Below are 26,375 nucleotides of genomic sequence, written 5' to 3' on the forward strand. Positions count from 1 at the left end.
TGGCCTCATCGCTCGCAAGCCAGCTCCCACAGGTTTCCCGTCGTTCACTGAAGATCACTGTGGCCAGCGATGCGGCCAGAACATCCAGCAACACCGCCGACTGACCCACCTATACTCAAATCTGCTCCCTCCTCATTTAAAGGACACACCCACCGTGAGCCTGCGTGCGCTGGTCGTCGCCGCGCTGTTTTTGCTGGCCGGCTGCGCCACGTCGGCCCGGGCTCCAGTGACCGCTGTGCAGGCTGTGGTGGTGTCGCCCGCGACCTGGCAACAGATCGACCGCGAAATCGTCAACGCATCGCAGCAAGCCACCGAGCAGGTCAAGTTGTTCGCCCGGGGCTCGATGGAACATTGGCGCACTCGCGTCTATCAGCAAACTGAAGAAAATTTCATCCCGTGGTTCAGCAGCTATTGGACCCAGGAATGGCTGTCGATGAAGGTCAGTTGGTACTCGATCAGCGCCGGTGACGAGCAGGATGCCTCGGCCAAGCGCCTGGCGACGTATCTGCTTGAACAGTATCAGAAAAGGGTACTCGCGCCGGTCGCGGTGGAGGTAGATCCGGATGCGATCCTGGGCCAGGCCACGGCGTTCTATGCAGAGCTGATGGCTCGGCAGATGCCGCTCATCGCCCAGCGTCACCGCGTGCCAATTGCCCAGCTCAACGGTCGTTTGCAGAAGATCCCGGCCATTGCCCTCGGACCACCGCCGGCGCGGGATGCCTCGCTGTACAAAGTCATCAGCACCGAACCGTTGAACACCCTGCCGGCGTACGCGGCTCTGATCGACAAGATTCACACCGACGGCGGCGCCAGAGGCATCGCGTCGACCGACGCCGGCATGGCACCCGTCGCCAAGCGGGCGAGCCAGCGAATGGAGGCGGAAATGGCCCCGCGTGGTGCTGCCAGTGCAGTCGCGGCAGCGGCGGGCAAACTGGCCGGGGCGATGATTTCCGTCGGCGTGATGGGCATCCGCGCGATTCTCCAGGCCAACGACCGGCCCGACAGTGAGGCGCTGATACGCAGCAGCCTGGGCAACACTTTCGATAAGGCCTGGCTGAAACTGGTGCAGAACCCGACCACTGGCGTGATGGCCGGCACGCTGCACATGGCCGGGCAGGTTGAGCGCAATCTCGGTGGGCTTGATGAGCCGTCGGTCGGGTTTGGGGCGAATCGTGTCGAATGGCGTCCGCCGGAATCGACTACCCAGCAGATCGAACCCAACGTACCAGGAGAATGATCATGGCTTACATCGATATTTTTGTAGCGCCGGTCCCGACCGCCAATCGCGAGCAGTACAGAAAGCACGCTGAAATCGCAGCGGTGATCTTCAAGGAATACGGCGCCCTGAGCGTGGCCGAATGCTGGGGCGATGATGTGCCGGACGGCAAGCTCACCTCGTTCCCGATGGCGGTAAAACTCAAGGACGATGAAACCGTCGCGTCCGGCTGGCTGATCTGGCCCGACAAGGCCACTCGCGATACCGGCATGGCGAAAATGATGGAAGACCCGCGCATGCAACCAGACGTCAACCCGATGCCGTTTGATGGGCAGCGGATGATCTTCGGCGGCTTTCAGTACCTGATCGAACCTGAATAAATCCTCTGTAGGAGTGAGCCTGCTCGCGATTGCAATGTGTCAGTGATCACAAATGTCACCTGACCCACCGCTATCGCTGGCAAGCCAGCTCCCACAGGTTTTTCGGGTGTTCACGAAAATACAGAATCCATCAAAATCTCTGTGGGAGCTGGCTTGCCAGCGATGGCGTCGGTACATCCAACAGCTACAGTGACAGATATGCCGCCATCGCGAGCAGGCTCAATCCTGCAGGGTATGTATTTACTCTGCGGAGGGGGTGATTCGGCAGCCTTTACGGTTGCGGATCTGCTCGTCCGTCGGGCGTTCGCGGACGAATTCAAAACGTGGCTCACCCTCGCTGTAATGCACCAGCCAGCCCCATTCCAGCTCGGTTTCATCCTGCCCGGGATGTGGTGGTCGTGCCCACCACGGTTCTTTGCTGAGGACCTCGCGCATGGCGGCCTCCGGTTGATGGCAATCCTTGAACTATAGACCGGTGTCGCGAGTCGTCAGATCAGGCTGTGTAGAATCACGCCGACCACCAGAAACGCAGGAGCCCGGCCATGACCGATGACGCGCACAGGGATGAACCCTCCAAACGCCTGTTTTTTGCGCTGGACTGCCCACCGGCACAGCGTAAGGCGATTGCGCAGTGGCGCGCGGAGTTGCGTCTGAGAACCGGCAAGCCAGTGCCGGCGGACAACTTTCATCTGACGCTGCTGTTTCTCGGCGCAGTGCCGCTGGCCCAGATCGGCGGAGTCTGTGAGGCGGCTGGCAAAGTGGGCACGCCGGGGCACATGTTGCAGATTTCACTGGATCGCCTGCAGGTCTGGCACCGTGCCGGGGTGTTGGCATTGGCGCCGGATCAGGCTCCGCAAGCGTTGCTGCGATTAGCCTATGGGCTTGAACAGGCGATGCTGCCATTCGGTTTTGAAGAGACGGCCCATGAGTTTCGTCCGCACCTGACTCTGGCCCGTGAATACCGGGCGCCGGAGCCGGAATCGGCCACGCCGCCAGAGTTTTTCCTGCGTGCCGAGCGCTTTGCGTTGTTTGAATCGCACAAGGGCCGCTACCGGATTCTGCAGGATTGGCCACTGACCTGAGCGACAAAAAAAGGCGCCCGAGGGCGCCTGAAATTCACCTGAGCCGAGGGAGCCAGGTGAGGCCGTTCATATGCAGGGTGCAGCGGTGGTAAGGCGCTGCGTGAACGGAAAAGCAATAATTCTCAAACCACACAATTCCACTGTAGGAGCTGCCGAAGGCTGCGATCTTTTGCTTTTAAAGATCAAAAGATCGCAGCCTTCGGCAGCTCCTACACTGGGTAGTGGTTACTTGCCGAGTTTCACCCGCGTCCAGCCGCGAGTCATGATCCGCTGGGTCGCAATCGGCTGATCCGGCACCGCATACAGCGTCGCCATCACCGCTTGCGAGGGGTACGAGCCCGGGTCGTTACGAATCGCTTCGTCCACCAATGGCGTCGCCGCCGAGTTGGCGTTGCTGTAGCCGTTGCTGTTGGTGATCTCGGCAATGATGTCCGGACGCATCAAAAAGTCCATGAACAGATACGCGTTGTCGACGTTCGCCGCATCACGCGGGATGGCGACCATGTCGTAGAAACTGCCGGCGCCTTCCTTGGGAATGCTGTAGTCGATCTTCACCTTGTTACCCGATTCCGCCGCGCGGGCCTTGGCCTGCAGGACGTCCCCGGAGTAACCGACCGCCACGCAGATGTTGCCGTTGGCCAGGTCCGAGATGTACTTCGAGGAATGGAAATACGCCACGTTGGGGCGGATCTTCATGAACAGCGCTTCGGCTTCCATGATGTGCGCCTTGTCCTTGTCGTTCACCGGGTAACCCAGGTAGTGCAGGGCGGCCGGGATCATTTCGGTCGGCGAGTCGAGGAAACTGATGCCGCAGGCCTTCAGCTTTTCAGCGTTTTCCGGCTTGAACAGCAAGTCCCAGGAGTTGGTCGGGGCGTTGGCGCCGAGTACTTCCTTGACCTTGGCCGGGTTGAAACCGATGCCGATCGAGCCCCACATGTACGGGAACGCGTGAGCGTTGTCTGGATCACTGGCGGCGGCATTTTTCAGCAGCACCGGGTTGAGATTCTTCCAGTTCGGCAGCTTCGATTTGTCCAGCGGCTGATAGACGCCAGCCTTGATCTGCTTGGCCAGGAAACTGTTGGACGGCACGACGATGTCGTAGCCGGATTTGCCCGCCAGCAAGCGCGCCTCAAGGGTCTCGTTGCTGTCGAAGACGTCGTAGGTCACACGGATGCCGGTCTCGTCTTCGAACTTCTTGACGGTGTCCGGCGCGATGTAATCGGACCAGTTGTAAACACGCAGCACTTTGTCGTTGGCCTGGGCGCCCATGACGATTGCGCCCATTAAGGACAGTGTCAGCAGAGTCCTGCCAAACATTTTCATCGGTACAACTCCATTCTTTTTATTCAAAAAACACAAAGCCAAAACTTGGTCGACTACGCCCGTTATGTAGGAGCTGTCGAGTGAAACGAGGCTGCGATCTTTTGATCTTCAACAACAAAGGCAAAAGATCGCAGCGTGCCGCAGCTCCTACAGGTTATGCGGTGGCCGCGCGTGGCGGTTGCTGCCACGACTCGTTCGCCGTCTGATCCATCGCTTCCTGAATCGCACGCTTGCGGTTGGCCTCAGCCTTGCGGCCGAAGTACCAGACCAGGAAAGTCACCAGCGACACCGCCAGCAGAATCAGACTCGCCACCGCGTTGATCTCCGGCTTCACGCCCAGACGCACCGCCGAGAACACTTCCATCGGCAGGGTGGTGGAGCCGGGGCCGGAGACGAAGCTTGCCAACACCAGGTCATCCAGCGACAAGGCGAACGACATCATCCCGCCCGCCGCCAGCGACGGCGCGATCATCGGAATGGTGATCAGGAAAAACACCTTGAACGGTTTCGCGCCCAGATCCATCGCCGCTTCTTCAATCGACAGGTCCAGTTCACGCAGGCGGGCGGAGACTACTACTGCCACATAGGCTGCACAAAACGTGGTGTGGGCGATCCAGATCGTGACAATGCCACGCTCCTGCGGCCAGCCGATCAGTTGCGCCATCGCCACAAACAGCAGCAACAACGACAGACCGGTGATCACTTCAGGCATCACCAACGGCGCGGTGACCAGGCCGCCAAACAGCGTGCGACCCTTGAAGCGCGTCACCCGAGTCAGCACGAACGCAGCCAGAGTACCGAGTGCCACAGCAGCAATCGCGGTGTAGCAGGCGATTTCCAGCGAGCGCACCACCGAACCCATCAGCTGCGTGTTGTCGAGCAAACCGGTGTACCACTTGATCGACCAGCCGCCCCATACCGTCACCAGTTTCGAGGCGTTGAACGAGTAGATCACCAGGATCAGCATCGGCAGATAGATGAACGTCAGGCCGAAGATCAACATGAACTTTGCAAAACCGAAGCGTTTCATCCCCGTGCCTCCATCTCTTTGGCCTGGCTGCGGTTGAACAGCAGAATCGGCACAATCAGGATCAACAGCATCACCACCGCCAGAGCAGACGCCACCGGCCAGTCGCGGTTATTGAAGAACTCTTGCCACAGCACGCGACCGATCATCAACGTCTCCGGACCACCCAAAAGTTCGGGAATCACGAACTCGCCCACCACCGGAATGAACACCAGCATGCAGCCTGCGATGATGCCGTTCTTGGCCAGCGGTACGGTGATTTTCCAGAAGTTGTTGAAGTTGCTCGAACCCAGGTCCGACGCGGCTTCCAGCAGACTGCCGTCGTGTTTCACCAGGTTGGCGTACAGCGGCAACACCATGAACGGCAGGTAGGCGTAAACCACGCCGATATACACCGCCGTGTTGGTGTTGAGGATCTCGATCGAGTGATCGGTCAGGCCAGTCCACATAAGGAAGCTGTTGAGCAAACCGTTGTTGCTGAGAATGCCCATCCACGCGTAAACGCGGATCAGGATCGCGGTCCAGGTCGGCATCATGATCAACAGCAGCAGGACGTTTTGCGTTTCCTTGCCGGTCTTGGTGATGGCATAAGCCATCGGGAAGCCGATCACCAGGCACATCAGCGTGCTCAGCGCCGCGACCTTCAACGACCCGAGGTAGGCCGACAGATATAGCTCGTCTTCGCCGAGCATGGCGTAGTTGCCGATGTTCAGCAGCAGCTGGAATTTCTGTTCGGCGTAGGTGTAGATCTCCGAGTACGGCGGGATTGACAGCGCAGCTTCCGAGAAGCTGATCTTCATCACCAGAAAAAACGGCAGCATGAAGAACAGGAACAGCCAGATGAACGGAATACCGATCACCAGTTTTCGGCCACTGGGCACCAGGCGCAGGAATTGCTGATTGAAAGTTCTCATGAGCGCAGTACCACGCCGCTGTCGTCTTCCCACCAGACGTAAACCTTGTCGTCCCAGGTCGGTCGCGCGCCACGGCGTTCAGCGTTGGCCATGAACGACTGGACGATTTTGCCGCCCGGCAATTGCACGTAAAACACTGAGTGACCGCCGAGGTAGGCGATGTCATGCACCTTGCCTTCGGACCAGTTGTAGCGGAACTCGGGCTGGGTCGTGCTGACGAGCATTTTTTCCGGACGGATCGCGTAGGTGACCGACTTGTCCTGCACCGAGGTGCTGACGCCGTGACCGACGTAGATCTTCTGCTGCAAGTCCGAGCTGTGGATGATCGCGTGGCCTTCGAGGTCTTCAACCACAGTGCCGTCGAAGGCGTTCACGTTGCCGATGAACTCGCAGACCATACGGCTGACGGGTGCTTCATAGATGTCAATCGGGCTGCCGATCTGCGCGATCCAGCCCAGGTGCATGATCGCGATCCGCTCGGCCATGGTCATGGCTTCTTCCTGGTCGTGAGTCACCATCACGCAGGTCACGCCGACGCGCTCGATGATCTCAACCAACTCCAGCTGCATTTGCGAACGCAGCTTTTTATCCAGCGCACCCATCGGTTCGTCGAGCAGCAACAGCTTTGGCCGTTTCGCCAGCGAACGGGCGAGGGCGACACGTTGGCGCTGACCACCGGAGAGTTGATGCGGTTTGCGTTTGGCGTATTGGGTCATGTGCACCAGACGCAGCATTTCTTCAACGCGGGCGTCGATTTCACTGGCTGGCAAACGGTCCTGCTTGAGGCCGAAGGCGATGTTCTGCGCGACGGTCATGTGCGGGAACAGCGCGTAGGACTGGAACATCATGTTGATCGGCCGCTCGTACGGTGGCATGTCGGTGATGTCCACGCCGTCGAGCAAAATCCGCCCTTCAGTCGGGCGCTCGAAACCGGCAAGCATGCGCAGCAGGGTCGATTTACCCGAGCCGGAGCCGCCGAGCAGGGCAAAGATTTCGCCCTGATGGATCTCCAGGGATACATCGTCCACTGCGGTGGTTTCGTCGAACTTCTTGGTGACACGATCGACTTTCACCAACACCTTTTTCGGTTGCTGATGACCTTCAAGTGCCTTCCTGTAAGTGCTGGAGGCGTTTGCCATGTGAAACTCCCAACAGGTTTCAGTGCCTGGCCAATGTGGCCTGGCTTAAGTGGATTGCAAGCCTGTAAGCACATTCCCGGTCGGATCACCGCAAAACCCTGTGGGAGCTGGCTTGCCAGCGATGAGGCCGTCACCTTCAACATAAAGGGTGACTGACCCACCGCCATCGCTGGCAAGCCAGCTCCCACAGGGTTTTGCATTGATCCAACGGGTACTGCTCATACCGCTCCGGCTTGTTCGGCGCCGCCGTCCTGGCTGCCTGGGTCGTACTTGTTGTTATTACGGGTGTTGTTTTTCACGAATGACGGATGTGCGCAGGCACACCCGACTTGCGTGGGGGCAGTAAATCGTCAGGTATTCTTTGCTGATATCAGCGCTGGTTGCGTCGCGCCGCCCGTTGCCGGCAAGCCTCACCGAAGGCCTGAAAAATCTTCAGGTAGCTCGGGTTGTCCAGCACCTGCCACTCTGGGTGCCATTGCACGCCGAGGGCAAAGGTCGGGCTGTGCTCCACCGAGATCGCCTCGATCAGACCATCCGGCGCCACCGCTTCGGCACGCAGGCCGGGCGCGAGGCGGTCGATGCCCTGACTGTGAATGGAATTGACCTGGAACTCGCCGGGCAACCCCAGCGATTCGAACACGCCGCCGCCAAGCACCGTGACCGCATGAGCCGGTGCGTATTGCACGGCCACATCCGGGCTGTCCGCTTCACGGTGATCGAGCATGCCCGGCAGCTCATGCACCTTCTGATGCAGGCTGCCGCCAAATGCCACGTTCATCTCCTGGAAGCCGCGGCAAATGCCCAGCACCGGAACGCCCGCCGCAATGGCTGCACGCAATAAAGGAAGGGTCGTGGCATCCCGCGCCGGATCGTGATCCGTACCGGGTTCGCTGGCCGGGCCTTGATAGTGGAAAGGTTCCACGTTGGAAGGCGAGCCGGTCAGCAGCAGACCGTCGAGTTGACCGAGCAGGTCCTCGATTTCAGTCAGGTTGCCAAGGGAAGGAATGACCACCGGCAGCCCCTGGGCGCCAACGCTGACAGCACGTACGTACTTGTCGCCGCTGATGTGATAGGGGTGCAGGCCAATCTGTTTGACGCACGCAGTAACGCCGATCAATGGCTTGAATGCCATTTTTATTCACCTCGAAGTTTGACACTTGAACGAGCTTTTCCGGAGCTTAGCGTCGTTGATTTTAATTAACAACTCCCGTGTAAAAAATTCTAAACGCCGTTCATCAAATCTTCATGATTGGCAGGCGTCTGGCGCCTGTTTTGGCACGCGGGTGTCAAGAAAAGCCCTAAAAATAAAGGCTGAGCGGCAGGGTGTTCGCTATTGACTTCACTTTGCCGTTCGGGTTGACTGGCTCGGCGAAACAGCAGTGAACATAATAATTAACAGCTAAATAGGTGCATCATGTCGGTCCCTCTGCGTACCGTTCAACTCAACGAAGCAAACGCATTCCTTAAGAAATATCCTGAGGTTTTGTACGTCGACCTTCTGATTGCGGATATGAACGGTGTGGTGCGCGGCAAGCGCATCGAACGCACCAGTCTTCATAAGGTTTACGAGAAAGGCATCAACCTGCCGGCCTCGCTCTTTGCCCTCGACATCAACGGCTCCACGGTGGAAAGCACCGGCCTGGGCCTGGACATCGGCGACGCCGACCGCATCTGCTATCCGATCCCCGGCACCCTCAGCATCGAGCCGTGGCAGAAGCGCCCAACCGCACAACTGTTAATGACCATGCACGAACTTGAAGGCCAGCCGTTCTTCGCTGACCCGCGTGAAGTGCTGGCCAACGTGGTGCGCAAATTCGACGACCTCGGCCTGACCATTTGTGCAGCGTTCGAACTCGAGTTTTATCTGATCGACCAGGACAACGTGAACGGCCGTCCGCAGTCGCCACGCTCGCCGGTTTCCGGCAAGCGCCCGGTGTCGACTCAGGTCTACCTGATCGACGACCTCGACGAATACGTCGACTGCCTGCAAGACATCCTCGAAGGCGCGAAAGAGCAGGGCATTCCTGCTGACGCCATCGTCAAGGAAAGCGCCCCGGCGCAGTTTGAAGTCAACCTGCATCACGTCTCCGATCCGATCAAGGCCTGCGACTACGCCGTCCTGCTCAAGCGTCTGGTGAAAAACATCGCCTACGACCACGAGATGGACACCACCTTCATGGCCAAGCCGTATCCGGGCCAGGCGGGTAACGGTCTGCACGTACACATTTCGATCCTGGACAAAGAAGGCAACAACATCTTCGCCAGCGAGGATCCCGAGCAGAACGCCGCGCTGCGACATGCGATCGGCGGTGTGCTGGAGACCCTGCCTGCGCAAATGGCCTTCCTCTGCCCGAACGTTAACTCGTACCGTCGTTTCGGCGCGCAGTTCTACGTGCCGAACTCGCCGAGCTGGGGCATCGACAACCGCACGGTTGCAGTACGTGTGCCGACCGGTTCTGCTGACGCGGTGCGCATCGAGCATCGTGTCGCCGGTGCCGATGCCAACCCGTACCTGCTGATGGCCTCGGTGCTGGCCGGTATCCACCACGGCCTGACCAATCAGATCGAACCGGGTGCGCCAGTCGAGGGCAACAGCTACGAGCAGAACGAACAGAGCCTGCCGAACAACCTGCGCGACGCATTGCGTGAGCTGGACGACAGCGAAGTCATGGCCCGCTACATCGACCCGCTGTACATCGACGTATTTGTCGCGTGCAAGGAGAGCGAGCTGGCCGAGTTCGAAAACTCGATTTCTGACCTTGAGTACAACTGGTATCTGCATACCGTTTAAAGCCCAACACCATTCCCTGTAGGAGCTGCCGAAGGCTGCGATCTTTTGACTTTGTTTTTCAGGATCAAGATCAAAAGATCGCAGCCTTGGGCAGCTCCTACAGGGCATCGGGTTTCCAGATTTTGATCGGCGGCGTCCGTCCGCTGCTCACCACCCCTCGTCGAGCCATAACAATGACCACAACCCGCAACGACTGGGAACAACGCTTCCAGTCCCTGACCATTGAATCCCGCGCGTTCATCAACGGTGAATACCGCCCGGCGATCAGCGGCGACACATTTGAATGCCTGAGCCCCGTTGACGGCCGTTTTCTGGCCTCCGTCGCCAGCACCGATGACGCCGACGCCAACCTCGCCGTGGAAGTCGCGCGCCAGTCTTTCGAATCCGGCGTGTGGGCCAACAAAGCCCCGGCCGAGCGCAAGCGCATCCTGATCCGCTTCGCTGATCTGATCCTGCAGAACCAGGAAGAACTGGCGCTGCTGGAAACCCTCGATATGGGTAAACCGATCAGCGACTCGATGAGCATCGACATCCCGGCGACCGCCAACGCGATCCGCTGGAGCGCCGAAGCCGTCGACAAGATTTACGACGAAGTCGCGGCCACACCGCACGACCAGCTCGGCCTGATCACTCGTGAGCCTTGCGGCGTGGTGGCGGCCATCGTGCCGTGGAACTTCCCGCTGATCATGGCCAGCTGGAAATTCGCCCCGGCCCTGGCGGCGGGTAACTCGTTCATCCTCAAGCCTTCGGAAAAGTCTCCGCTGACCGCGATCCGCATCGCTCAGCTCGCACTGGATGCCGGCATTCCGAAAGGCGTGTTCAACGTCTTGCCAGGCTTCGGCCATACCGTCGGCAAGGCGCTGGCGTTGCACATGGACGTCGACGTGCTGGCCTTCACTGGCTCCACGGCGATTGCCAAGCAACTGATGATTTACGCCGGCCAGAGCAACATGAAACGCGTCTGGCTCGAAGCCGGCGGCAAAAGCCCGAACGTGGTGTTTGCCGACGCGCCGGACTTGCGCGCCGCGGCACAAGCAGCGGCCGGCGCCATCGCCTTCAACCAGGGCGAAGTCTGCACCGCCGGTTCGCGTCTGCTGGTCGAGCGTTCGATCCGTGAGCAGTTCATTCCGCTGCTGGTGGAAGCACTGCAAGCGTGGAAACCCGGTCACGCCCTGGATCCGGCGACCACCGTCGGCGCCGTGGTCGATCAGCGTCAACTCGACAACGTGCTGCGCTACATCAGCATCGGTCGCGAGCAGGGCGCCGAGCTGATTGCCGGTGGCCAACGCACCCTCGAAGAAACTGGTGGCCTGTATGTGCAGCCGGCGCTTTTCGACGGCGTGACCAACGCCATGACTATCGCTCAGGAAGAAATCTTCGGCCCGGTGCTGTCGCTGATCACCTTCGACACCGTTGAAGAAGCGCTGCAGATCGCCAACGACAGCATCTTCGGCCTCGCCGCCGGGGTCTGGACCAGCAACCTGAGCAAGGCGCACACCTTTGCTCGTGGCCTGCGTGCCGGCAGCGTCTGGGTCAACCAGTACGACGGCGGCGACATGACCGCGCCGTTCGGTGGCTTCAAACAGTCGGGCAACGGTCGCGATAAATCGCTCCACGCGTTCGACAAGTACACCGAGCTGAAAGCGACCTGGATCAAGCTCTAATTCTTTTACAGCGGCGGTTGCCGGCGTGAGCCGGCGACCCTCGGAGAACCGTATGAAACAACAACACGTAAACAGCTACTACGCCGCCACTCGCAACGAAGTCATCGACTTTCCGACCCTCGAAGAAGCGGTAGATTGCGACGTCTGCATCATCGGCGCCGGTTACACGGGCCTGTCCTCGGCACTGTTCCTCGCCGAGGCTGGCTATAAGGTCACGGTGCTGGAAGCGGCGAAAGTCGGATACGGCGCGAGCGGCCGTAACGGCGGGCAACTGGTTAACTCCTACAGCCGCGACGTCGACGTGATCGAAGAGCGTTACGGCGACAAGACCGCCGAAATCCTGGGCAGCATGATCTTCGAAGGTGCCGACATCATTCGTTCGCGCATCAAGCAATACGACATCAAATGCGACTACCGTCCGGGCGGTATCTTCGCGGCGATGAACAAGAAACAACTGAATGGTCTGGCCGAGCAGAAGAAAAACTGGGAACGCTACGGCAACCGCAATCTGAAGATGCTCGACGCTGCGGACATTCGTCGCGAAGTCGGCTCCGACGCCTACGTCGGTGGTCTGCTGGACTTGCAGGGCGGCCACGTGCATCCACTCAACCTGGCCCTCGGGGAAGCTGCAGCCATCGTGAGTTTGGGCGGCAAGATCTACGAGCAATCGGCCGCGGTGGAAATCACCTACGGCGAGCCAAATGTCGTGCGCACCGCCAAAGGTCTGGTCCGCGCCAAGTACCTGTTGATCGCCGGCAACGCCTACCTGCCGCAAGGCCTCGACAACCGCGTCACCGCGAAAAGCATGCCCTGCGGCTCGCAAATCGTTGTCACCGAACCGTTGACCGAGAAACAGGCACGCAGCCTGATCACCAACAACTACTGCGTCGAAGACTGCAACTATCTGCTGGATTACTACCGCCTCACTGCCGACAACCGTTTGCTGTACGGCGGCGGCGTGGTCTACGGCGCGCGTGAACCGGACGACATCGAACAACTGATCCGCCCGAAGATCCTCAAAACCTTCCCGCAGCTCAAAGACGTGAAAATCGACTACCGCTGGACCGGCAATTTCCTGCTGACCATGTCACGTATGCCGCAATTCGGCCGTATCGAGAAAAACGCCTACTACATGCAAGGCTACAGTGGCCACGGCGTCACCTGCTCGCACCTGGCCGGCAAACTGATCTCGGAAATGATCCGCGGCGATGCCGAACGCTTCAACGCGTTCGCGTCCTTGCCACACATGCCAATGCTCGGCGGCCGCACCTTTTCCGCTCCACTGACCGCCCTCGGCGCCGTCTACTACTCGCTGCGCGATCGTTTCGGCATCTAAGCTGGCAATGTTCAAAATGTGGGAGCTGGCTTGCCAGCGATGACGCCTGTAAAGACGCCATTACTCCCACTGACAACCACAAAACCTGTGGGAGCTGGCCTGCCAGCGATGGCGCCTGTAAAGACGCCATCACTCCCACTGACAACCACAAAACCTGTGGGAGCTGGCTTGCCAGCGATGACGGCCTGACAACCTCCACAAAGCCAACTGACACAAAAGAGATCCAACTGTGGGAGCGAGCCTGCTCGCGAAGAGGTCATATCAGCCAACATCGCCGTCGTCTGACACACCGCTTTCGCGAGCAGGCTCACTCCCACAGTCACTGTATTACCAAGGCAAGAAAGACTTTTCCCCCACCACCCATCGAACCTGCTGAGCAACACCACCAAACGTGATTTAATAGCCGCCTTTCACGGTTCCGGGACACGGGAGCAACGTGACCCGCGCCCCGGCGCGTCACCCGCCACCCACCCCCATCGCCCTTAAGTCGTTCTTACATAAGGCAGTCATGGATACGGGTTCTCGACTCAAACTAGTACGCGAAAGCTACAAACTCTCCCAGCGCGAGCTGGCCCGGCGTAGCGGCGTGACCAATGCCACCATCTCCCTGATCGAACAGAATCGCGTCAGTCCCTCCGTCAGCTCATTGAAAAAGCTGCTCGAAGGCATCCCGATGTCCCTGGCCGACTTCTTCACCTTCGACCAGCCGCCGCGCGAACATCAATACGTCTTCCGCGCCAACGAACAGCCCGACCTCGGCCGCCACGGCCTGCGCCTGCTACTGATCGGCGCCTCGGTACCAAGCCGCCAGATGCGCTTGCTGCGCGAGCAATACGCACCGGGCGCGAGCTCCGGGGAAGAGCCGATTGTTCACTCGGAAGGTGAGGAGTGTGGGCTTGTGACGCGCGGGACTGTCGAGTTGACCGTGGATGGCTCGGTGAGTGTGCTGAATGCCGGGGATGGGTATTACTTTCCTACGACGTTGCCGCATAAGTTTCGCAATATCGGGGCGGATGAGGCTGAGATTATTAGTGCGAATACGCCGGCTAACTTCTGATTGATGCTTTAGGTAAAAACCATGCGCTGTAAGTAAATCCGACGCCTTGTTGAAGGGCGGCGGATTTTTTTTGAGTCGAGGAAAGGTTTGTAGGCTTGTCGGTTTTCATTTGTAGGAAGGCTCTGAATGAGTGCGTGATGATGCAGGGCTAATGGCGTAATGAATTATCTGGCATGTTTACATTGCTTTGCGCTTTTTTTTCGAGGCGAAGGTGTGGCGGACTAGTGAGTGTTCGGGAAATGTGTCTTGCTTCGCGCTCAATTATAAAGGGTGTCCTCGGCTGTTTTTGATTTTGGAAACGCCTGACTCAAACTGAATAGCTCCTGCGATCACGCCTATTCCGTTCTCGATGTAGAAAGCAGATTTCCTTGAAAGCTCTGAATACTCGCTGCTAATTGCATCAAATCCTTGTTTTGCACTAATAACACCTTCATCTACCGCTCGAACAATCTCATTCGCATAAGATGAAACAACCTCGCCAAGCTTGAGTTGGCTGAAGCTATCGTACAACCGAATCGCGCCGATCTGGCACCCGAATGCGACCAGATCGGAAGCAGCCCGGGTAACGTCGTTGATGTCACACGAATCCTCATTCATCTTCATTTTCCCAACGGCTAAAACCGCACGTGCCCGCCTGTAGGTGTGTCCAACTGATTTCGCGATAAGTAAACGACACCAATTCTTGAGGCTGGGCGTCGTTCAAGTGGATGGCGTGGGGAACCTGGAGGTTGATGTGGGCGATTTTTGCGCCGGCAATGTGGATTTTGAAGTACTTGTCCTGTGTGCCAGCGGGTGAGGTTCGGTAGAAGAAGATGGTGCAGTCCAGCACTTCACGCTCATGAAGTGCGGCGGACAGCAGTGGTGAGGATTTGTCGATGTTCTTGGTAATCATGATCGGCAAGTGTTGGCCACGATCTGCGGTGACGCCGCCGTTATTGCCGGTGGTCATGTTGTGGGAATAGGCCAGTACCATTATTTCGTCAAGGTGACCCAGTTGGCACCTGTTGCCGATTGAATTAGTGTCGGAACAACCGGCGGAGATCAGTCCTCGTCTGTTTCCGGTAATGCTCATGTAACTGTGGTTGGCCATGGACGCTCTGCTTTATTGAATGGAAGACTCTTGGTTGAAGAGTAACCGTCCACTAAAGCCGGAACAGTGAGGCGTCGGTTAGCTGTTGGTGATTTTCAGACGCGTCTTACAAGGGGCGCGGAAGTCAGGAGGTGATTATTCCGAAGTGCCAACGACGTTATCGCTGATTGGATGACCGGGCGTTTATGAAATTGGCACTTTGGCAACGTCTTGGTTATGAGGTGGACGCGTCAAAGCCTCGCTGTTCGATTACCCGAAACACGTCACTCACGTCTTGCACCATGATTCTGGCGATATTGGTGACGGTGTTGATGTCGTGTTCGGCGTAGTCGGGGAGGCTGGTGCAGGCGATGAGGTCGAGGTATTTGAGGACGGCGTTGAGGCGTTCGGCGAGGCAGGCGTGGAGTTCGCGCAGTGGGGCGTCGGCGTCGATCAGGAGGACGGGGTTGTCGGTGGCGGGATGGGACATGTGGGCGTAGTGGTTGAGCGGTTTTTTGATCGTCATAAGATTGCTCTTCAAATAATTAAGAAGTGCCACCTTTCTGCTGCGAAACAAATGGGTGGCAGCTGTATGCGGGTTCGCAGACCGGAGAAGAGTCAAACCGGCAGACCCGAAGGTCTCCCACACACAGCCGCCATATAACGAAACGGCGGCGGATTTTGCCACAGTTGTCATCTAGCGGTGTGTGTCACTTCTGAGGGCTGCGAAACCCATCGCCAACTGCGGTCAGCGACAGCCCCACTCTAGGCAGCAATTCCCACACCCACAACCAGCCTGTAGGACGCAAACCCGACCCTGTGGCGAGGGAGCTTGCTCCCGCTCGGCGACGCAGTTGTCGTAATCCGTGGCCTGCGGCGTGTCTGGGGAAATGAGCTCGCCGGTTTGGGGCCGCTTCGCAACCCATCGGGTATGAATCCCCTCGCCACAAGGGGTGTTTTCCTACGCGTTTTTCAGACTCCAATTCGGTCGATCTCAAGGCATGGCTTTTGTTTGGTGCGCGGGCGACAAACACTACTTCGCCTTCCAATTCCCCCCACCACTTTCACAATCAATCTTCGCCTGCCCCAAATCCTCCGCACCGTAGTAATACGTAGTCACCTGCGCACCATCCGGGATGTTCAACGCCTTGGCGTTTTTATCCTTGCTGGTGGAGTGCGGGTTGGCGAGCGATTCCTGGGTGAGGGTGGCGATGCAAGTAGCCTTGTAGTGGTCGTCGCACTGCTGGACCTTTTTCTTGACGGCGTTGACCATGTCTTTGCTTTCGTTGCTGCACGACCAATCGATGGCGTTGACCGGCGTTCCTTCGTACTCATAGCAACTGTGGCCGGATACGGCAGGCACGGCGGAGCTGGAAGAACGGGTTTGGACGTCGCAGCCTTCGGCCATGACGCAGGTGGGGATGACGCAGAAAGTGGCGAGCAGAAGCAGGAATCGAATGTTCATCGGTATTTCCTCTTCAATGGCGCCGGTTCTGAGCATTCAGTTGGCGCTATAGGGTTTCGAGAGGGCGTCGATGACGGAGGTTCAATCGGGTTTTTCATTTGCGCGGTTCGCGTAGACTGCGAAACAATCGGAAACATTCAACGCACCCAAGGAGTGGAAGTTGCCCATGATTGAAATCAACAGTCGCAACGACTCTCCCGCCTCGCGCCAACGGAGATGCTCATGACTCAAACACTCGAACGCGCTATAGCCATCGCCGCCACCGCACACGCCGGGCAGGTGGACAAGGGCGGGGCGCCGTACATTCTGCATCCGCTGAAAGTGATGCTGCGCATGACCACGCTGGAAGAACGCATCGTCGCCGTGCTGCACGATGTGGTCGAGGATTGCGAAATCAGTCTCGATGATCTGCGTAAGGAAGGCTTCAGCGAAGTAGTGCTGAGCGCTATCGAATCGGTGACCAAGGTGCCGGGCGAATCCTATGAGGATTTCGTCGAACGCGCCGCGCAGAACCCGATCGGCCGTGTGGTGAAACTGGCGGATCTGGAAGAGAACAGCGACCTTTCGCGGATCGCCTCGCCGAGTTGGGAGGATCTGGAGCGGATCGAGAAGTATCGGCGGGCGATTGGCCGGTTGCGCTCATAAATTCCGAGGCCCTGGTGTAGGAGCTGCCGAAGGCTGCGATCTTTTGACTTTGATTGTAAAAAGCCAGATCAAAAGATCGCAGCCTTCGGCAGCTCCTACATGGGATTTGTATTGGGTCAGTTGAATAGCCAGGAAGGCGAATATGAAATCCATTCTGTGTTTGTTGATCGCCGCCGGGTTTGGCGCGGTGTTGCAGTCCCTCGGCGTGCCGCACGGCTTGCTGTTGGGTTCGATCCTTGTCACGGCATTGGTCGTGACAAAATCGGGTTTCGCACCCGCGACGCCTTATGGGCTGGGCTACATACAGGTGACGCTGGGCATCGCCACTGGGCTGATGTTCGAGGCGTGGGACAGTGCGACGGCGTCGACGATGTTGCCGAGCCTTGGCGTGTTGCTGCTGTGTCTGACGGTGCAGATTGCCCTGGCCGGTTGGTGGCTGACGCGCGGGGCAGGGTGGAATCGCACTGATGCATTGTTGGCGGTGTACCCGGGCGCATTGGCAGCGGTTTTCGATTTGCTGGAGTCGGAAAAGGCTTCAAGCAAAGTCATCATCGTGCACCTGATGCGGTTACTGCTGATCACGGTGCTGGTGAGCTTTTTGATTCCGGGGCAGGTGTCGGTTGCTGCTGTTGAAAGCGATCCGTTGACCACCGGCATGGCGTTGACGGTTCTCTCGGTAATCGGCTTGAGCGTCGTGCTCGGTCGATTGCTCCTGGTGATCGGCGTGCCGGCGCCGTTCATGCTCACGGCGATCATCATCACCGCAGTCTTTGTAAAAGCAGGCTGGTTGCACGGTTTTCACATGCCCGACTGGAGTTTGAATCTGGCGGCGCTGATTCTCGGCGTGCGCATCGGCTCGCGGTTTCAGGGTTTGGGCTTCAAGGAATTGGGCCTGCATGGCCGCACGGCGTTGGTCTCGGTCGGGTTGATGATCGTGGTCGCGGCGGGATTTGCGGAAGTGGCGGCGCGATTTTTGGACAGTGATCCGCTGTCGCTGTGGCTGGCGTATATGCCGGGGGCGATCGAGACGATTGCGATTGTCGCGTTTGCCGGCGGGCTGAATGTGGTGTTTATCCTCACTCACCACTTGGCGCGGATGGTGCTGCTGCATTTTGCGCCGGCGTTGTTGGTGCAGGTGCGGCGGGTGCGTGAGGGGGCCTGAACGAATCAATCATCGCTGTACATCAACTCCAGTTGTTCTATCCACTCGGCGCTGGCATTGAATCTTGCGTAATAGCGCTGTTTTTCAGCGTCGCTCAAACAAGTAAAAAACGGCAGGAAATAGCGCTCGTTGTAGAAACCTTGGGCACCTTGCATGTTGCCTCCCCACAATGAGGGGTTGTAACCCTCGAAGGCGACCCACGGTGGTGGGACAGTGAGCCTTTCGTCGTTCAGCCAGTCGAGGAACCTCGCGCTGTTAGTCACTAAATGAATCGTGACCGCGTTGAACGCTTGACTGGCGGTGAAGAATATCAAGCGCTCCTTGCTCAAGGCGTCCTCATATTCAAAGGTGCGCAGGCCGTTGAACGTGCTTTCCCTGACCTTTTGGAAGGACGAGTCGACCTGCAGCCGGAAACGGCTGACGTCGTTTTTTTCAGTCAGAAGTGCGATGTAACAGGCGGATACTCCGGATTGCTCCAGCGATGTCATCATCGGCAGGTTAGGCAGGCGGACGATCGACAACGGCGCCACAAAGTACGACTGCAGGACTTTCAGGCTGTATCCGGCAAAAAGTGGCTTTGCCTCAGGTTTGATGAGCGCGGCAATTCGGCTGAGTAAACGACGCATCGAGATCCGTGATCGGCGAAATTGAGGGTGTCGGGATGGTATCCATAACGGCGGGTGCGGGCCACTGATTCCATAACGTCGAGTGCCATCTTCAAGAGTTCCTTTCCGAATACTTTGAACTAGACTTCCTTATTACCCCGCATCACAGCCAACCCCAGGCCCCGCCGGAGGTAATCATGTATCGCCTAACGTCCATCACGCTGATGATCGCTGCCCTGTACGCCACTCACGCCAGCGCCGAATCCATCGTTCCGCTCAAAGGCCAGTCTTCTCAACAAACCCAGATCGACATCAACGACTGCCACTCCATCGCTTCGTCTTCGCCGACTTCAACACCCCAAGCGGGTGGTCGTCTGAAGGGGGCCGCTGTCGGTGCCGCTGCCGGAGCAGTAGGTTCTGAAGTCCGCGGCCGTCAACACGACGAGGTTTACGACCGCGTCGACGATGATCGCAAACAGGATTACCGACAGAACCGGGCCCAGCAAACCGCTGCGGCCGGTGCGGTAGTCGGTGGCTCTCGACAGCGGCAAGAACGTCGCGCGCAGAGCAAAACCGATGCAGCGGCCAGTTCCAGTGCCTACACCGGGTGTTTGCAAGGACGCGGCTATCAGGTCACGCCCTGACGGCGGGTTCTGTGCCCTTGGAGCAGGTGCATCATCAATACGCCGTAAAGCGTAACCAGAATAAACAGGGCCATGCGCACGGCAAACGCTGTGTAGACGTCTTTGCCTGCTGCGCTGTCCTGCACTGATTGGCCGAGCAGGATGATCATTGTTATCAGGGTGTTGAGCCAGAACCCCGGGCTGAGCTGCGCCGGGCTGAGGCGATAGAGTTTGCGCGCCAGCCATAGTCCGATCAGCAGCATCCACAGAAAGAACATCCACAGGTGCACGAAAAGGCTTAATCCGCACCACACCAGCACCGCCAAAACGCCGGCGAGCAGGGTCGAGCCGAGCAGTTCACGCCCCGCGTGATGGGTGTTGGTCGTGGAGCTTTGTTGGCCGAGGCTGACGGCTTTGAGGATGATCGGCATGTAGCTGGCCGGGTCGCTCAGGGCCAGCAAAAAGGTTGGCAGCACGATCAACGTGGCGCGCAGGGCCACGCGCGGTACTTCGTCGGCGGGCATTGCGGGTGGCTTGGGTGGGAGCGGGCTATCAGGCCGCTCAGGAAACAGCGCGTGGCTGACGCCGACCACCGCCACCGCCAGCAACAGGCCTTTGATCAACGCACCAATCACCGCCATTGCCAGATCGAATTCGGCGAACCCGGCGGCGGAGATCATGGTCATGCCGATCACCAGAAAGGTCACGATCAACGGGTTGCCGCCGCGCAAGCCAAAGCGGAACACCAGAAACAGACCGAGGCCGATCAACAACACGCCACTCACCGGGTAGTAACGCAGCAGCGGCATCAGCAGCAGCCCGATGCTGGTGGTGAGCGCCGCGACCAACGCCAGCACCAGTGCACCTTTGAGCGGCAATGGCCGGGGCAGACTGGCCAGTAACAACACCGCCAGCACCGGCGAAATAAACGCCAGCGGCAGCGCCAGCGCATAACTGACGGCGGTGCACAACGCGGTGCCGAACGCCAGGCGCAACGCCCGTTGCGCCGGGACGCTGTGCTCAGTAGGCATACGACAGCCAGCTCATCAGCCCGACAAACAGCCGCCCCAGCGGATTGAGCGGGTTGCCTTCGCTGGGGAAGGCCATGACTTCAGCCTGACCACCGGCACGGATCGCGCGGTTGTCGATGAGGCGTTTTTTCGCCTCCTCAGTGAACTCGATAATCACCGGAAAACGCTGCGCCGGACGCAGCCAGTCGCGGCTGTTCTGGATGCTCGGCAAGGTGCCCGGCGCTGGCGTCTGCCCGACGCTGACGCCATAGCCGACGCTGCGCACTCGGCCATCGAGGACTTCGCCGGGCAGCGCGTCGAGGACGATGGCCACCGGTGTTCCGGGTTGCACGCGGCCGAGGTTGTTTTCGGTCAGATCGGCGCTGATCCACACATCATGGATGGCGATCAAAGTCATCACCGGGCTGCCGACAGCGGCGAACTGGCCGACATCGGTGCGCAGGTCGGTGATCAACCCGGCCGAACGTGCGCCGATGCGAGTGTTGGCCAGATCCAGTTCGGCTTTTGCCAGTGCCGAGGCCGCGCTGCGCAGCTGCGCGTTGGTGTCGGTGTTGCCACCTTCCTGCTCCTGCGCGCGCTGCACTTCGGCGCGGGTGGCGGCGACCTGGGCGACCGCCTGTTCGCGGTTGGCTCGCGACACTTCGAGCAAGCGTACGGAGATGGTGCCCGGGTCCTGTTTGTACAAACCTTCGAGGCGTTGATTGTCTTGCCGCGTCTTGAGCTCGTTGGCTTGCGCGGCACGCAGCGAGGCCTGCGCCGAAGCGATGCCGGCGGTGCTGGCGCCGACCTGACGGCGGGTCGATTCCAGATCGGCTTTCGCCCGATCCACGGCGATTTGCAGCGGCTGCGGATCGAGCTCAAAGAGGACGTCGCCAGCCTTGACGTCTTGGTTGTTGCGCACGTTGACCCGGATCACCCGGCCGGCGACTTCCGCCGCCACCGGAATCACGAATGCGCCGACCCGCGCCTGCTGGGTGTAGGGCGTGTAGCGGTCGGCGAGCAGGTACCAGGCCAGGCTCAGCACAATCAACAGCAGCACCCAGCGGATGCCTTTTTTGGCCGGATCGCTCGGGGCTGGCGTGGGCGCCGGAGGGGGAGGTGCGGCGTCAGTCATGGCGGCGGTCCTGCGACGGGAGTGGATACAGCGGTTGGGCGGGCGGCGCGGTGAGCAAGTCGCCCCAATTAGTGCGTTGTTGCATCTGTTCGCGGGTCGGCTCGTCGATCTGCGGCGAAGTGCTTTGCCAACCGCCGCCAAGGGCTTTGTAGAGGGCGATCAGGTTGCTCACGGCGTTGCTGCGACTGACCAGATAGTTGTCCTGCAATTCCAGCAGCGCGCGTTGCGCGTCGAGCACGCGCTGGAAGTCCGAATAGCCTTCGCGATATTGCGTGTTGGCCAGCACCAGTGAGCGCCGCGCGGCGCCTTCGGCCTCCCGCAGAATCCGCTCGCGTTCCAGCGCTTTGCTCAAGCCACTGGCGGCGTCGTCGGCCTCGCGTGCGGCTTGGCGGACCTTGTCGCGATAGGCTTCGATCAGTTGCTGCAAGCGTGCGTCCTGCACCCGTATGTTGTTGCGGATGCGCCCGTAATCGAAGATGTTCCAGCGCAGGCTCGGCCCGCCGATCAGGTCGAGGCTGCGCGGCGTGGCGCTGAGGGAGTCGGTGGACCAGACGATGCTGCCGAGCAAGGTCAGCGATGGATACAGATCGGTTTCAGCGACACCGACCAGCGCCGATTGCGCGGCGACATTCAGTTCCGCCGCGCGCACATCCGGACGGCGCAGCAGCAGGTTGGCCGGTACGTCTTGCAGCACGGCGCGATCCACCAACGGAATCAGCCCCGGTTGTTCGGCGAGCAGCGCCGCGCCGCCGGGCGGCTGGCCAACCAGCACCGCCAGCGCATTGCGCGTGCGCAGTAGCTGATCTTCAAATGCCGGGATGCTGCTCAGCGTGCCAAGGTATTGGGTTTTCGCCTGTTGCAGATCGAGTTCAGCGCTCTGGCCGCTGTTGAAGAGTTTTTCGGTGATCTCGAAATTACGCTTCTGCTGGACAGCGTTTTCCCGCGCGACGCGCAGCCTTGCTTCAGTGGTGCGCAGGGAAAAATAGGTGTCGGCGACTTGTGCGCGCAGCAATACGAGGGCGTCTTCGTAGTTGGCTTGCGCGGCGAAATATTGCGCATCGGATGACTCGATGGCGCGACTGAAGCGGCCCCAGAAATCCAGTTCCCAACCGACATCAAACGCGGCGCTGTGCTGCCAGAAGTGCAGATCCTGCGGATTGTTGCCGCCGGACTGGTGACGGTCGACGTAAAGGCTGTCGACGCCGAGCTGTTGCAATTGCGGGTAGCGGCCGCTTTCGGCGATACCCAGTTGTGCGCGGGCTTCGAGGACTCGCAGGCCTGCGATTTTCAGACTGCTGTTGCGCGCATCGGCTTCGCTGATCAGGCGATCCAGCACCGGGTCACCGAAGACTTGCCACCATTGGCGCAGATCGGGATGGGCGGCGCGTTCACTGGCCTGCTCCAAAGCCGTGCTGTTCCATTGTTTGCTCCATGCTTCGGCGGGCGGCTGGAAATCCGGCCCCAGGCGCACGCAACCGCCCACACTCAAGACACCGAGCAATAACAGATGACCGGATCGCGTCAGCAGTGCTGTTGTTGCAGGCATTGCTTGTTTCCCGGGCCGTGAATATCAGTGGAGCATAGACGGCCAATTGCAAGTTGTTCGGGCGAATCTGCTGCTACGCTTTTGAGGCATCGCAACTCCACCCAGACAGGTAAGAAACCATGGACACTGCCCAAGATCCGCAGACCCCGGCGGCACCCGCAACCTGGCGCTTCAAGGTCGGTGTGGGGATTATTTGCCTGATGCTCGGTTCGTGGTTGATGGTGCCGCTGGCGGCCGCGCTTGATGTGCCTGGCTCGAAAGTCGCGGCACTCACTGGCGTGTTGTTTATCAGCAACAAGGTGTTGTTGCTGGTGGTGATCGCGGTGATGGGCAAGGCCGGATTTGCCGAGCTCAAGCACACGATCGGGCGTTATGTCTCGGGGATCATTCCAGCCCCGGTGGACGAGGTTGGCCCGACGCGCCATCGCATCGGCGTGGTGATGTTTTGCCTGCCGTTGCTGTCGTCTTTTCTGGAACCGTATTTCGATAACTTCTGGCCAGGGTTGCGGCCCAACCTGTGGCAAATGCAATTGCTTGGGGATTTGATGTTTGTTGGCAGTTTTTTTGTGCTGGGGGGGAATTTCTGGGACAAGGCTCAAGCGCTGTTCGTGCGCAAGGCGCGTGTGGTCAGCGTTTGAGAGAGCGTGAAATCATGTCGGTGAGGGGATAAATCCCCTCGCCACGATCCTGATATGCGCGTGGAGAATGTGACCGCATCACGCGTGCCCGAGGGCAACCGCGAAAGACACAACGATCATGCAAGCGAAGGCGAAATTGAGATTCATGCGGTGTCCATCCTGAGACTTTTGAGAGTGGCGTCATTCTGAACAGGTTGAATGCAAAGGAAAAATTCGCCTTGTCGATTCCAATGATCAAAGTAATCGATACCTGTCTGTTTGTGTTTGCCCGAGGCTTTCGCTAAACTCCGCGAAAACCTGCAACTACAAGCATAAACAGGCAGAACCATGCACGATCATTCCGTCACCGAACTGCCGTCCCTGCGCCGACAGAAAATCCTTTTGATCCTGGAACGCGACGGCAAGGTCATGGCCTCCGAGCTGAGCCAGCATTTTGCGGTGTCTGAAGATACGATCCGCCGCGACCTCGCCGAACTCGACAACGCCGGGCTGGTGCAGCGAGTACACGGCGGGGCGTTGCCGCGGCCCAAAGACACCGGCAAGGATTACTTCACCCGTATCAGCGAAACCGATGAAGTGAAGACCCGCCTGGCGCAGCTCGCTGCCGGAAGGGTCAAGGACGGCCAGATCGTGCTGTTCGATTCTGGCACCACCACGTTGCAGATCGCGCGCTCATTGCCTGCGGACATCCGGATTACCGCCGTTACCACCTCGCCAATGACCGCGATCACACTCGCCGAATACCAAGGCATCAAGGTGATTCTTGCTGGCGGGCAACTCAATCTGGCGACGATGTCAGTCAGCGGCCACGAAACCGTGCGGCTGCTGCAAAGTATCAAGGCTGACGTGCTGTTTACCGGGGTCTGCGCGATTCACCCGGAGGTTGGGCTGAGCTCGCTGTATTTCGATGAGGTGCCGGTGAAGCAGGCATTGTTCGAGAGCGCCGCCCAAGTGATTGCAGTCACCACGGCGGACAAGCTGGGGGCGGTCGAGCCGTTTGTGGTGACGCCGTGCAATCGCGTGCATACGCTGATTACCGAGCAGCATCTGGCATCGGGCAGTGTCGAGGATTATCGGCGGTTGGGGATTGAGGTGGAGCAGTTGCCGGATTGAGATTTTGTGTTGGGGCTAATGCCCCCATCGCTGGCAAGCCAGCTCCCACAGTGTCCGCGTTGTACACAGCGTCCATGTACACCAATAAAAACCTGTGGGAGCTGGCTTGCCGGCGATGGGGCCAGGGCCGTCAACGCAATTTTTCAAGCATCTGGTAATACCACATCCCCGCCGCCAGCAAGGGATTGCCGAGCAAATCCCCCATCGGCACGCGAATGTGCTGACACGCCGCGAACGTATCGTACTGCTCCATCTGCCCGGTAATCGCCCGACTCATGATTTCGCCCATGATGTGCGTCGTGGCGATGCCGTGCCCCGAGTAACCCTGGCAGTACCAGACGTTGTCCGAGAGTTTGCCCAGTTGCGGGATGCGGTTGATGACGATGCCCATCGCGCAACTCCACTGATAGTCGATCTGCACGCCTTTGAGCGCCGGGAAAGTCTGCTCGATGCACGGGCGCAGTTCGGCGGCGATGTCGCGCGAGTCCTTGCCGCTGTAGTTGGCGCCGCCGCCAAACAGCAGACGGCCGTCGGCAGTGAGGCGGTAGTAGTCGAGGACGAAACGGCAGTCGTACACCGCGAGGTCTTCGGGGTTGATCTGCCTGGCCAGATCGCCCAGCGGCGCGGTGGTGACGATGCCGCCCATGGCCGGGAAAATCTTGCCCTTTAGCTGGCCAGGTTCGAGCTTGTGATAAACGTCGCCGGCCAGCATCACCTGGTTGGCGTCGATCTGGCCGTGGGCAGTTCTCACGCCTGGGGCGTCACCGTGAATGATCTCCAGCACTTCGCTGTTTTCGAAGATCAGCGCACCGAGACTTTCCGCCGCCCGCGCTTCACCGATGCACAGGTTGAGCGGGTGCAGGTGCATGTTGCGGGTATTCTTGATCGCGCCGTGGTAAAGGTCGCTTTGCAGCAGATCGCGCAGCTGACTGCGGTCGAGGAGGCTGACCTCGTCACCCAGACCGCGACGCACCGCTTCTTCGTAATCCTTGCGCAGATCGCTCATGTGGCTCGGCTTGTACGCGGCGTGCAGGTGGCCGTGCTTGAGGTCGCACTCAATGGCGTATTTTTCCACGCGCTGTTTGATGATTTCGTGGCCGCGCCAGCGCAGGTGCCAGATGAAATCGTCGACCTCGTCACCGAGTGTCGGGCGCATCTGTTTGCGCATGGCGCCGTCGCCGGAGAGGCTGCCGGTGACCTGCCCGCCATTGCGCCCGGTGGCGCCCCAGCCGATCTTGTTGCTTTCGACGATGGCGACCTTCAAGCCTTTTTCGGCGAGTTCGACAGCGGTGGCGACGCCGGTGAAGCCGCCGCCGATGATCACCACATCAACCTTGTGCCGGCCCTGCAGGGTCGGGTAATCGGTCTCTTGGTTGAGGGTGGCGGTGTAGTAGGAATTGCAACGTTCAGTCATGTCAGTGTCCACACAAAATTC

General features: G+C 59.2%; 27 protein-coding genes. 12 read left to right on the plus strand and 15 right to left on the minus strand.

Translation table 11 applies throughout. The features are described from left to right. The first annotated feature begins 154 nt into the window (after positions 1-154). Together H8B20_RS26165 and H8B20_RS26170 are read left to right on the plus strand one after the other, a co-directional pair. On the plus strand, positions 155-1,237 hold the full coding sequence (locus tag H8B20_RS26165) for a hypothetical protein (RefSeq protein WP_210625024.1): 1,083 nt from the start codon (positions 155-157) through the stop codon (positions 1,235-1,237). Between the two features lie 2 nt (positions 1,238-1,239). Continuing rightward, the gene (locus H8B20_RS26170) at positions 1,240-1,596 is read left to right on the plus strand and encodes a DUF1428 domain-containing protein (protein ID WP_210625025.1); all 357 of its coding nucleotides are present in this window, start codon (positions 1,240-1,242) and stop codon (positions 1,594-1,596) included. A 240-nt stretch (positions 1,597-1,836) separates the two neighbouring features. On the opposite strand, the gene H8B20_RS26175 is transcribed toward H8B20_RS26170, so the two are convergent. Continuing rightward, positions 1,837-2,031 (minus strand): hypothetical protein, encoded by a 195-nt coding sequence (locus H8B20_RS26175; RefSeq protein WP_200615762.1) that lies wholly within the window; start codon positions 2,029-2,031, stop codon positions 1,837-1,839. Positions 2,032-2,138: 107 nt separating this feature from the next. Between H8B20_RS26175 and thpR the strand changes: the two genes are divergently transcribed. Next, positions 2,139-2,678: an RNA 2',3'-cyclic phosphodiesterase gene (gene thpR / locus H8B20_RS26180; protein WP_210625026.1), complete on the plus strand. Its 540-nt coding sequence runs from the start codon at positions 2,139-2,141 to the stop codon at positions 2,676-2,678. A gap of 225 nt (positions 2,679-2,903) precedes the next feature. Here thpR and H8B20_RS26185 read toward each other — a convergent pair whose 3' ends face one another. From H8B20_RS26185 to H8B20_RS26205, 5 genes are all read right to left on the minus strand, one after another. Beyond that, on the minus strand, positions 2,904-4,001 hold the full coding sequence (locus H8B20_RS26185; RefSeq protein ID WP_042558749.1) for a polyamine ABC transporter substrate-binding protein: 1,098 nt from the start codon (positions 3,999-4,001) through the stop codon (positions 2,904-2,906). Between the two features lie 154 nt (positions 4,002-4,155). Next, complete coding sequence (locus H8B20_RS26190; RefSeq protein WP_042558750.1) at positions 4,156-5,031, minus strand: ABC transporter permease subunit; 876 nt, start codon at positions 5,029-5,031, stop codon at positions 4,156-4,158. After that, positions 5,028-5,909, minus strand: coding sequence for an ABC transporter permease subunit (locus H8B20_RS26195; RefSeq protein ID WP_191626509.1), 882 nt, complete (start codon positions 5,907-5,909; stop codon positions 5,028-5,030). The genes H8B20_RS26190 and H8B20_RS26195 overlap by 4 nt, the downstream gene beginning before the upstream one ends. A gap of 29 nt (positions 5,910-5,938) precedes the next feature. Further along, positions 5,939-7,081 (minus strand): ABC transporter ATP-binding protein, encoded by a 1,143-nt coding sequence (locus H8B20_RS26200; RefSeq protein WP_210625027.1) that lies wholly within the window; start codon positions 7,079-7,081, stop codon positions 5,939-5,941. Positions 7,082-7,451: 370 nt separating this feature from the next. Continuing rightward, on the minus strand, positions 7,452-8,213 hold the full coding sequence (locus tag H8B20_RS26205) for a gamma-glutamyl-gamma-aminobutyrate hydrolase family protein (RefSeq protein ID WP_210625028.1): 762 nt from the start codon (positions 8,211-8,213) through the stop codon (positions 7,452-7,454). 282 nt (positions 8,214-8,495) lie between these two features. Here H8B20_RS26205 and H8B20_RS26210 point away from each other — a divergent pair, with 282 nt between their 5' ends. The 4 genes from H8B20_RS26210 to H8B20_RS26225 all read left to right on the plus strand — a co-directional run bounded on the left by H8B20_RS26210 (position 8,496) and on the right by H8B20_RS26225 (position 13,929). Next, positions 8,496-9,872: a glutamine synthetase family protein gene (locus H8B20_RS26210; RefSeq protein ID WP_042558754.1), complete on the plus strand. Its 1,377-nt coding sequence runs from the start codon at positions 8,496-8,498 to the stop codon at positions 9,870-9,872. A gap of 173 nt (positions 9,873-10,045) precedes the next feature. Further along, complete coding sequence (locus H8B20_RS26215; RefSeq protein ID WP_210625029.1) at positions 10,046-11,536, plus strand: aldehyde dehydrogenase; 1,491 nt, start codon at positions 10,046-10,048, stop codon at positions 11,534-11,536. Positions 11,537-11,588: 52 nt separating this feature from the next. Continuing rightward, positions 11,589-12,872 (plus strand): NAD(P)/FAD-dependent oxidoreductase, encoded by a 1,284-nt coding sequence (locus tag H8B20_RS26220; protein ID WP_042558756.1) that lies wholly within the window; start codon positions 11,589-11,591, stop codon positions 12,870-12,872. A gap of 508 nt (positions 12,873-13,380) precedes the next feature. After that, positions 13,381-13,929: a cupin domain-containing protein gene (locus tag H8B20_RS26225; RefSeq protein WP_042558757.1), complete on the plus strand. Its 549-nt coding sequence runs from the start codon at positions 13,381-13,383 to the stop codon at positions 13,927-13,929. Positions 13,930-14,190: 261 nt separating this feature from the next. Here H8B20_RS26225 and H8B20_RS26230 read toward each other — a convergent pair whose 3' ends face one another. The 4 genes from H8B20_RS26230 to H8B20_RS26245 form a co-directional block, all read right to left on the minus strand. After that, positions 14,191-14,526, minus strand: coding sequence for a hypothetical protein (locus H8B20_RS26230; protein ID WP_210625030.1), 336 nt, complete (start codon positions 14,524-14,526; stop codon positions 14,191-14,193). Beyond that, complete coding sequence (locus H8B20_RS26235; protein ID WP_210625031.1) at positions 14,519-15,019, minus strand: Hcp family type VI secretion system effector; 501 nt, start codon at positions 15,017-15,019, stop codon at positions 14,519-14,521. The genes H8B20_RS26230 and H8B20_RS26235 overlap by 8 nt, the downstream gene beginning before the upstream one ends. Positions 15,020-15,233: 214 nt before the next feature. Continuing rightward, positions 15,234-15,524 carry a fructose-bisphosphate aldolase gene (locus tag H8B20_RS26240; RefSeq protein WP_210625032.1) on the minus strand — a complete coding sequence of 97 codons (291 nt, stop codon included), beginning with the start codon at positions 15,522-15,524 and terminating at the stop codon, positions 15,234-15,236. 507 nt (positions 15,525-16,031) lie between these two features. Further along, the gene (locus H8B20_RS26245) at positions 16,032-16,463 is read right to left on the minus strand and encodes a hypothetical protein (protein WP_210625033.1); all 432 of its coding nucleotides are present in this window, start codon (positions 16,461-16,463) and stop codon (positions 16,032-16,034) included. A gap of 222 nt (positions 16,464-16,685) precedes the next feature. Here H8B20_RS26245 and H8B20_RS26250 point away from each other — a divergent pair, with 222 nt between their 5' ends. Together H8B20_RS26250 and H8B20_RS26255 are read left to right on the plus strand one after the other, a co-directional pair. Next, positions 16,686-17,108 carry an HD domain-containing protein gene (locus tag H8B20_RS26250; RefSeq protein WP_200615814.1) on the plus strand — a complete coding sequence of 141 codons (423 nt, stop codon included), beginning with the start codon at positions 16,686-16,688 and terminating at the stop codon, positions 17,106-17,108. Between the two features lie 142 nt (positions 17,109-17,250). Then, positions 17,251-18,270: an AbrB family transcriptional regulator gene (locus H8B20_RS26255; RefSeq protein WP_210625034.1), complete on the plus strand. Its 1,020-nt coding sequence runs from the start codon at positions 17,251-17,253 to the stop codon at positions 18,268-18,270. Positions 18,271-18,275: 5 nt separating this feature from the next. Here H8B20_RS26255 and H8B20_RS26260 read toward each other — a convergent pair whose 3' ends face one another. Further along, the gene (locus H8B20_RS26260) at positions 18,276-18,896 is read right to left on the minus strand and encodes a hypothetical protein (protein WP_210625035.1); all 621 of its coding nucleotides are present in this window, start codon (positions 18,894-18,896) and stop codon (positions 18,276-18,278) included. Between the two features lie 176 nt (positions 18,897-19,072). On the opposite strand from H8B20_RS26260, the gene H8B20_RS26265 reads away from it, so the two are divergent. After that, positions 19,073-19,519 (plus strand): YMGG-like glycine zipper-containing protein, encoded by a 447-nt coding sequence (locus H8B20_RS26265; RefSeq protein ID WP_210625036.1) that lies wholly within the window; start codon positions 19,073-19,075, stop codon positions 19,517-19,519. Here H8B20_RS26265 and H8B20_RS26270 read toward each other — a convergent pair. The 3 genes from H8B20_RS26270 to H8B20_RS26280 are packed head-to-tail and all read right to left on the minus strand — an operon-like array spanning position 19,504 to position 23,189. Next, a complete protein-coding gene (locus H8B20_RS26270; protein ID WP_210625037.1) occupies positions 19,504-20,529 on the minus strand; it encodes a DUF2955 domain-containing protein in 1,026 nt (341 codons plus the stop codon). The genes H8B20_RS26265 and H8B20_RS26270 overlap by 16 nt on opposite strands. Beyond that, entirely contained in the window at positions 20,519-21,643 is a 1,125-nt protein-coding gene (locus H8B20_RS26275) for an HlyD family secretion protein (RefSeq protein WP_210625038.1), read from the minus strand. Before H8B20_RS26275 ends, H8B20_RS26270 begins: the two co-directional genes overlap by 11 nt. Beyond that, positions 21,636-23,189, minus strand: coding sequence for an efflux transporter outer membrane subunit (locus tag H8B20_RS26280; protein ID WP_228732766.1), 1,554 nt, complete (start codon positions 23,187-23,189; stop codon positions 21,636-21,638). The genes H8B20_RS26275 and H8B20_RS26280 overlap by 8 nt, the downstream gene beginning before the upstream one ends. 119 nt (positions 23,190-23,308) lie before the next feature. Here H8B20_RS26280 and H8B20_RS26285 point away from each other — a divergent pair, with 119 nt between their 5' ends. Further along, the gene (locus tag H8B20_RS26285; protein ID WP_042558768.1) at positions 23,309-23,827 is read left to right on the plus strand and encodes a transporter suffix domain-containing protein; all 519 of its coding nucleotides are present in this window, start codon (positions 23,309-23,311) and stop codon (positions 23,825-23,827) included. Between the two features lie 327 nt (positions 23,828-24,154). Continuing rightward, entirely contained in the window at positions 24,155-24,940 is a 786-nt protein-coding gene (locus H8B20_RS26290; protein ID WP_042558769.1) for a DeoR/GlpR family DNA-binding transcription regulator, read from the plus strand. Between the two features lie 130 nt (positions 24,941-25,070). Here the strand turns inward: H8B20_RS26290 and H8B20_RS26295 are convergent, their stop codons facing one another. Then, on the minus strand, positions 25,071-26,354 hold the full coding sequence (locus H8B20_RS26295) for an NAD(P)/FAD-dependent oxidoreductase (protein WP_210625039.1): 1,284 nt from the start codon (positions 26,352-26,354) through the stop codon (positions 25,071-25,073). Positions 26,355-26,375: the final 21 nt, after the last annotated feature.

This window comes from Pseudomonas sp. P42 (genome assembly GCF_017973755.1).
In the GTDB taxonomy this organism is placed as follows: Bacteria; Pseudomonadota; Gammaproteobacteria; order Pseudomonadales; family Pseudomonadaceae; genus Aquipseudomonas; species Aquipseudomonas iridis.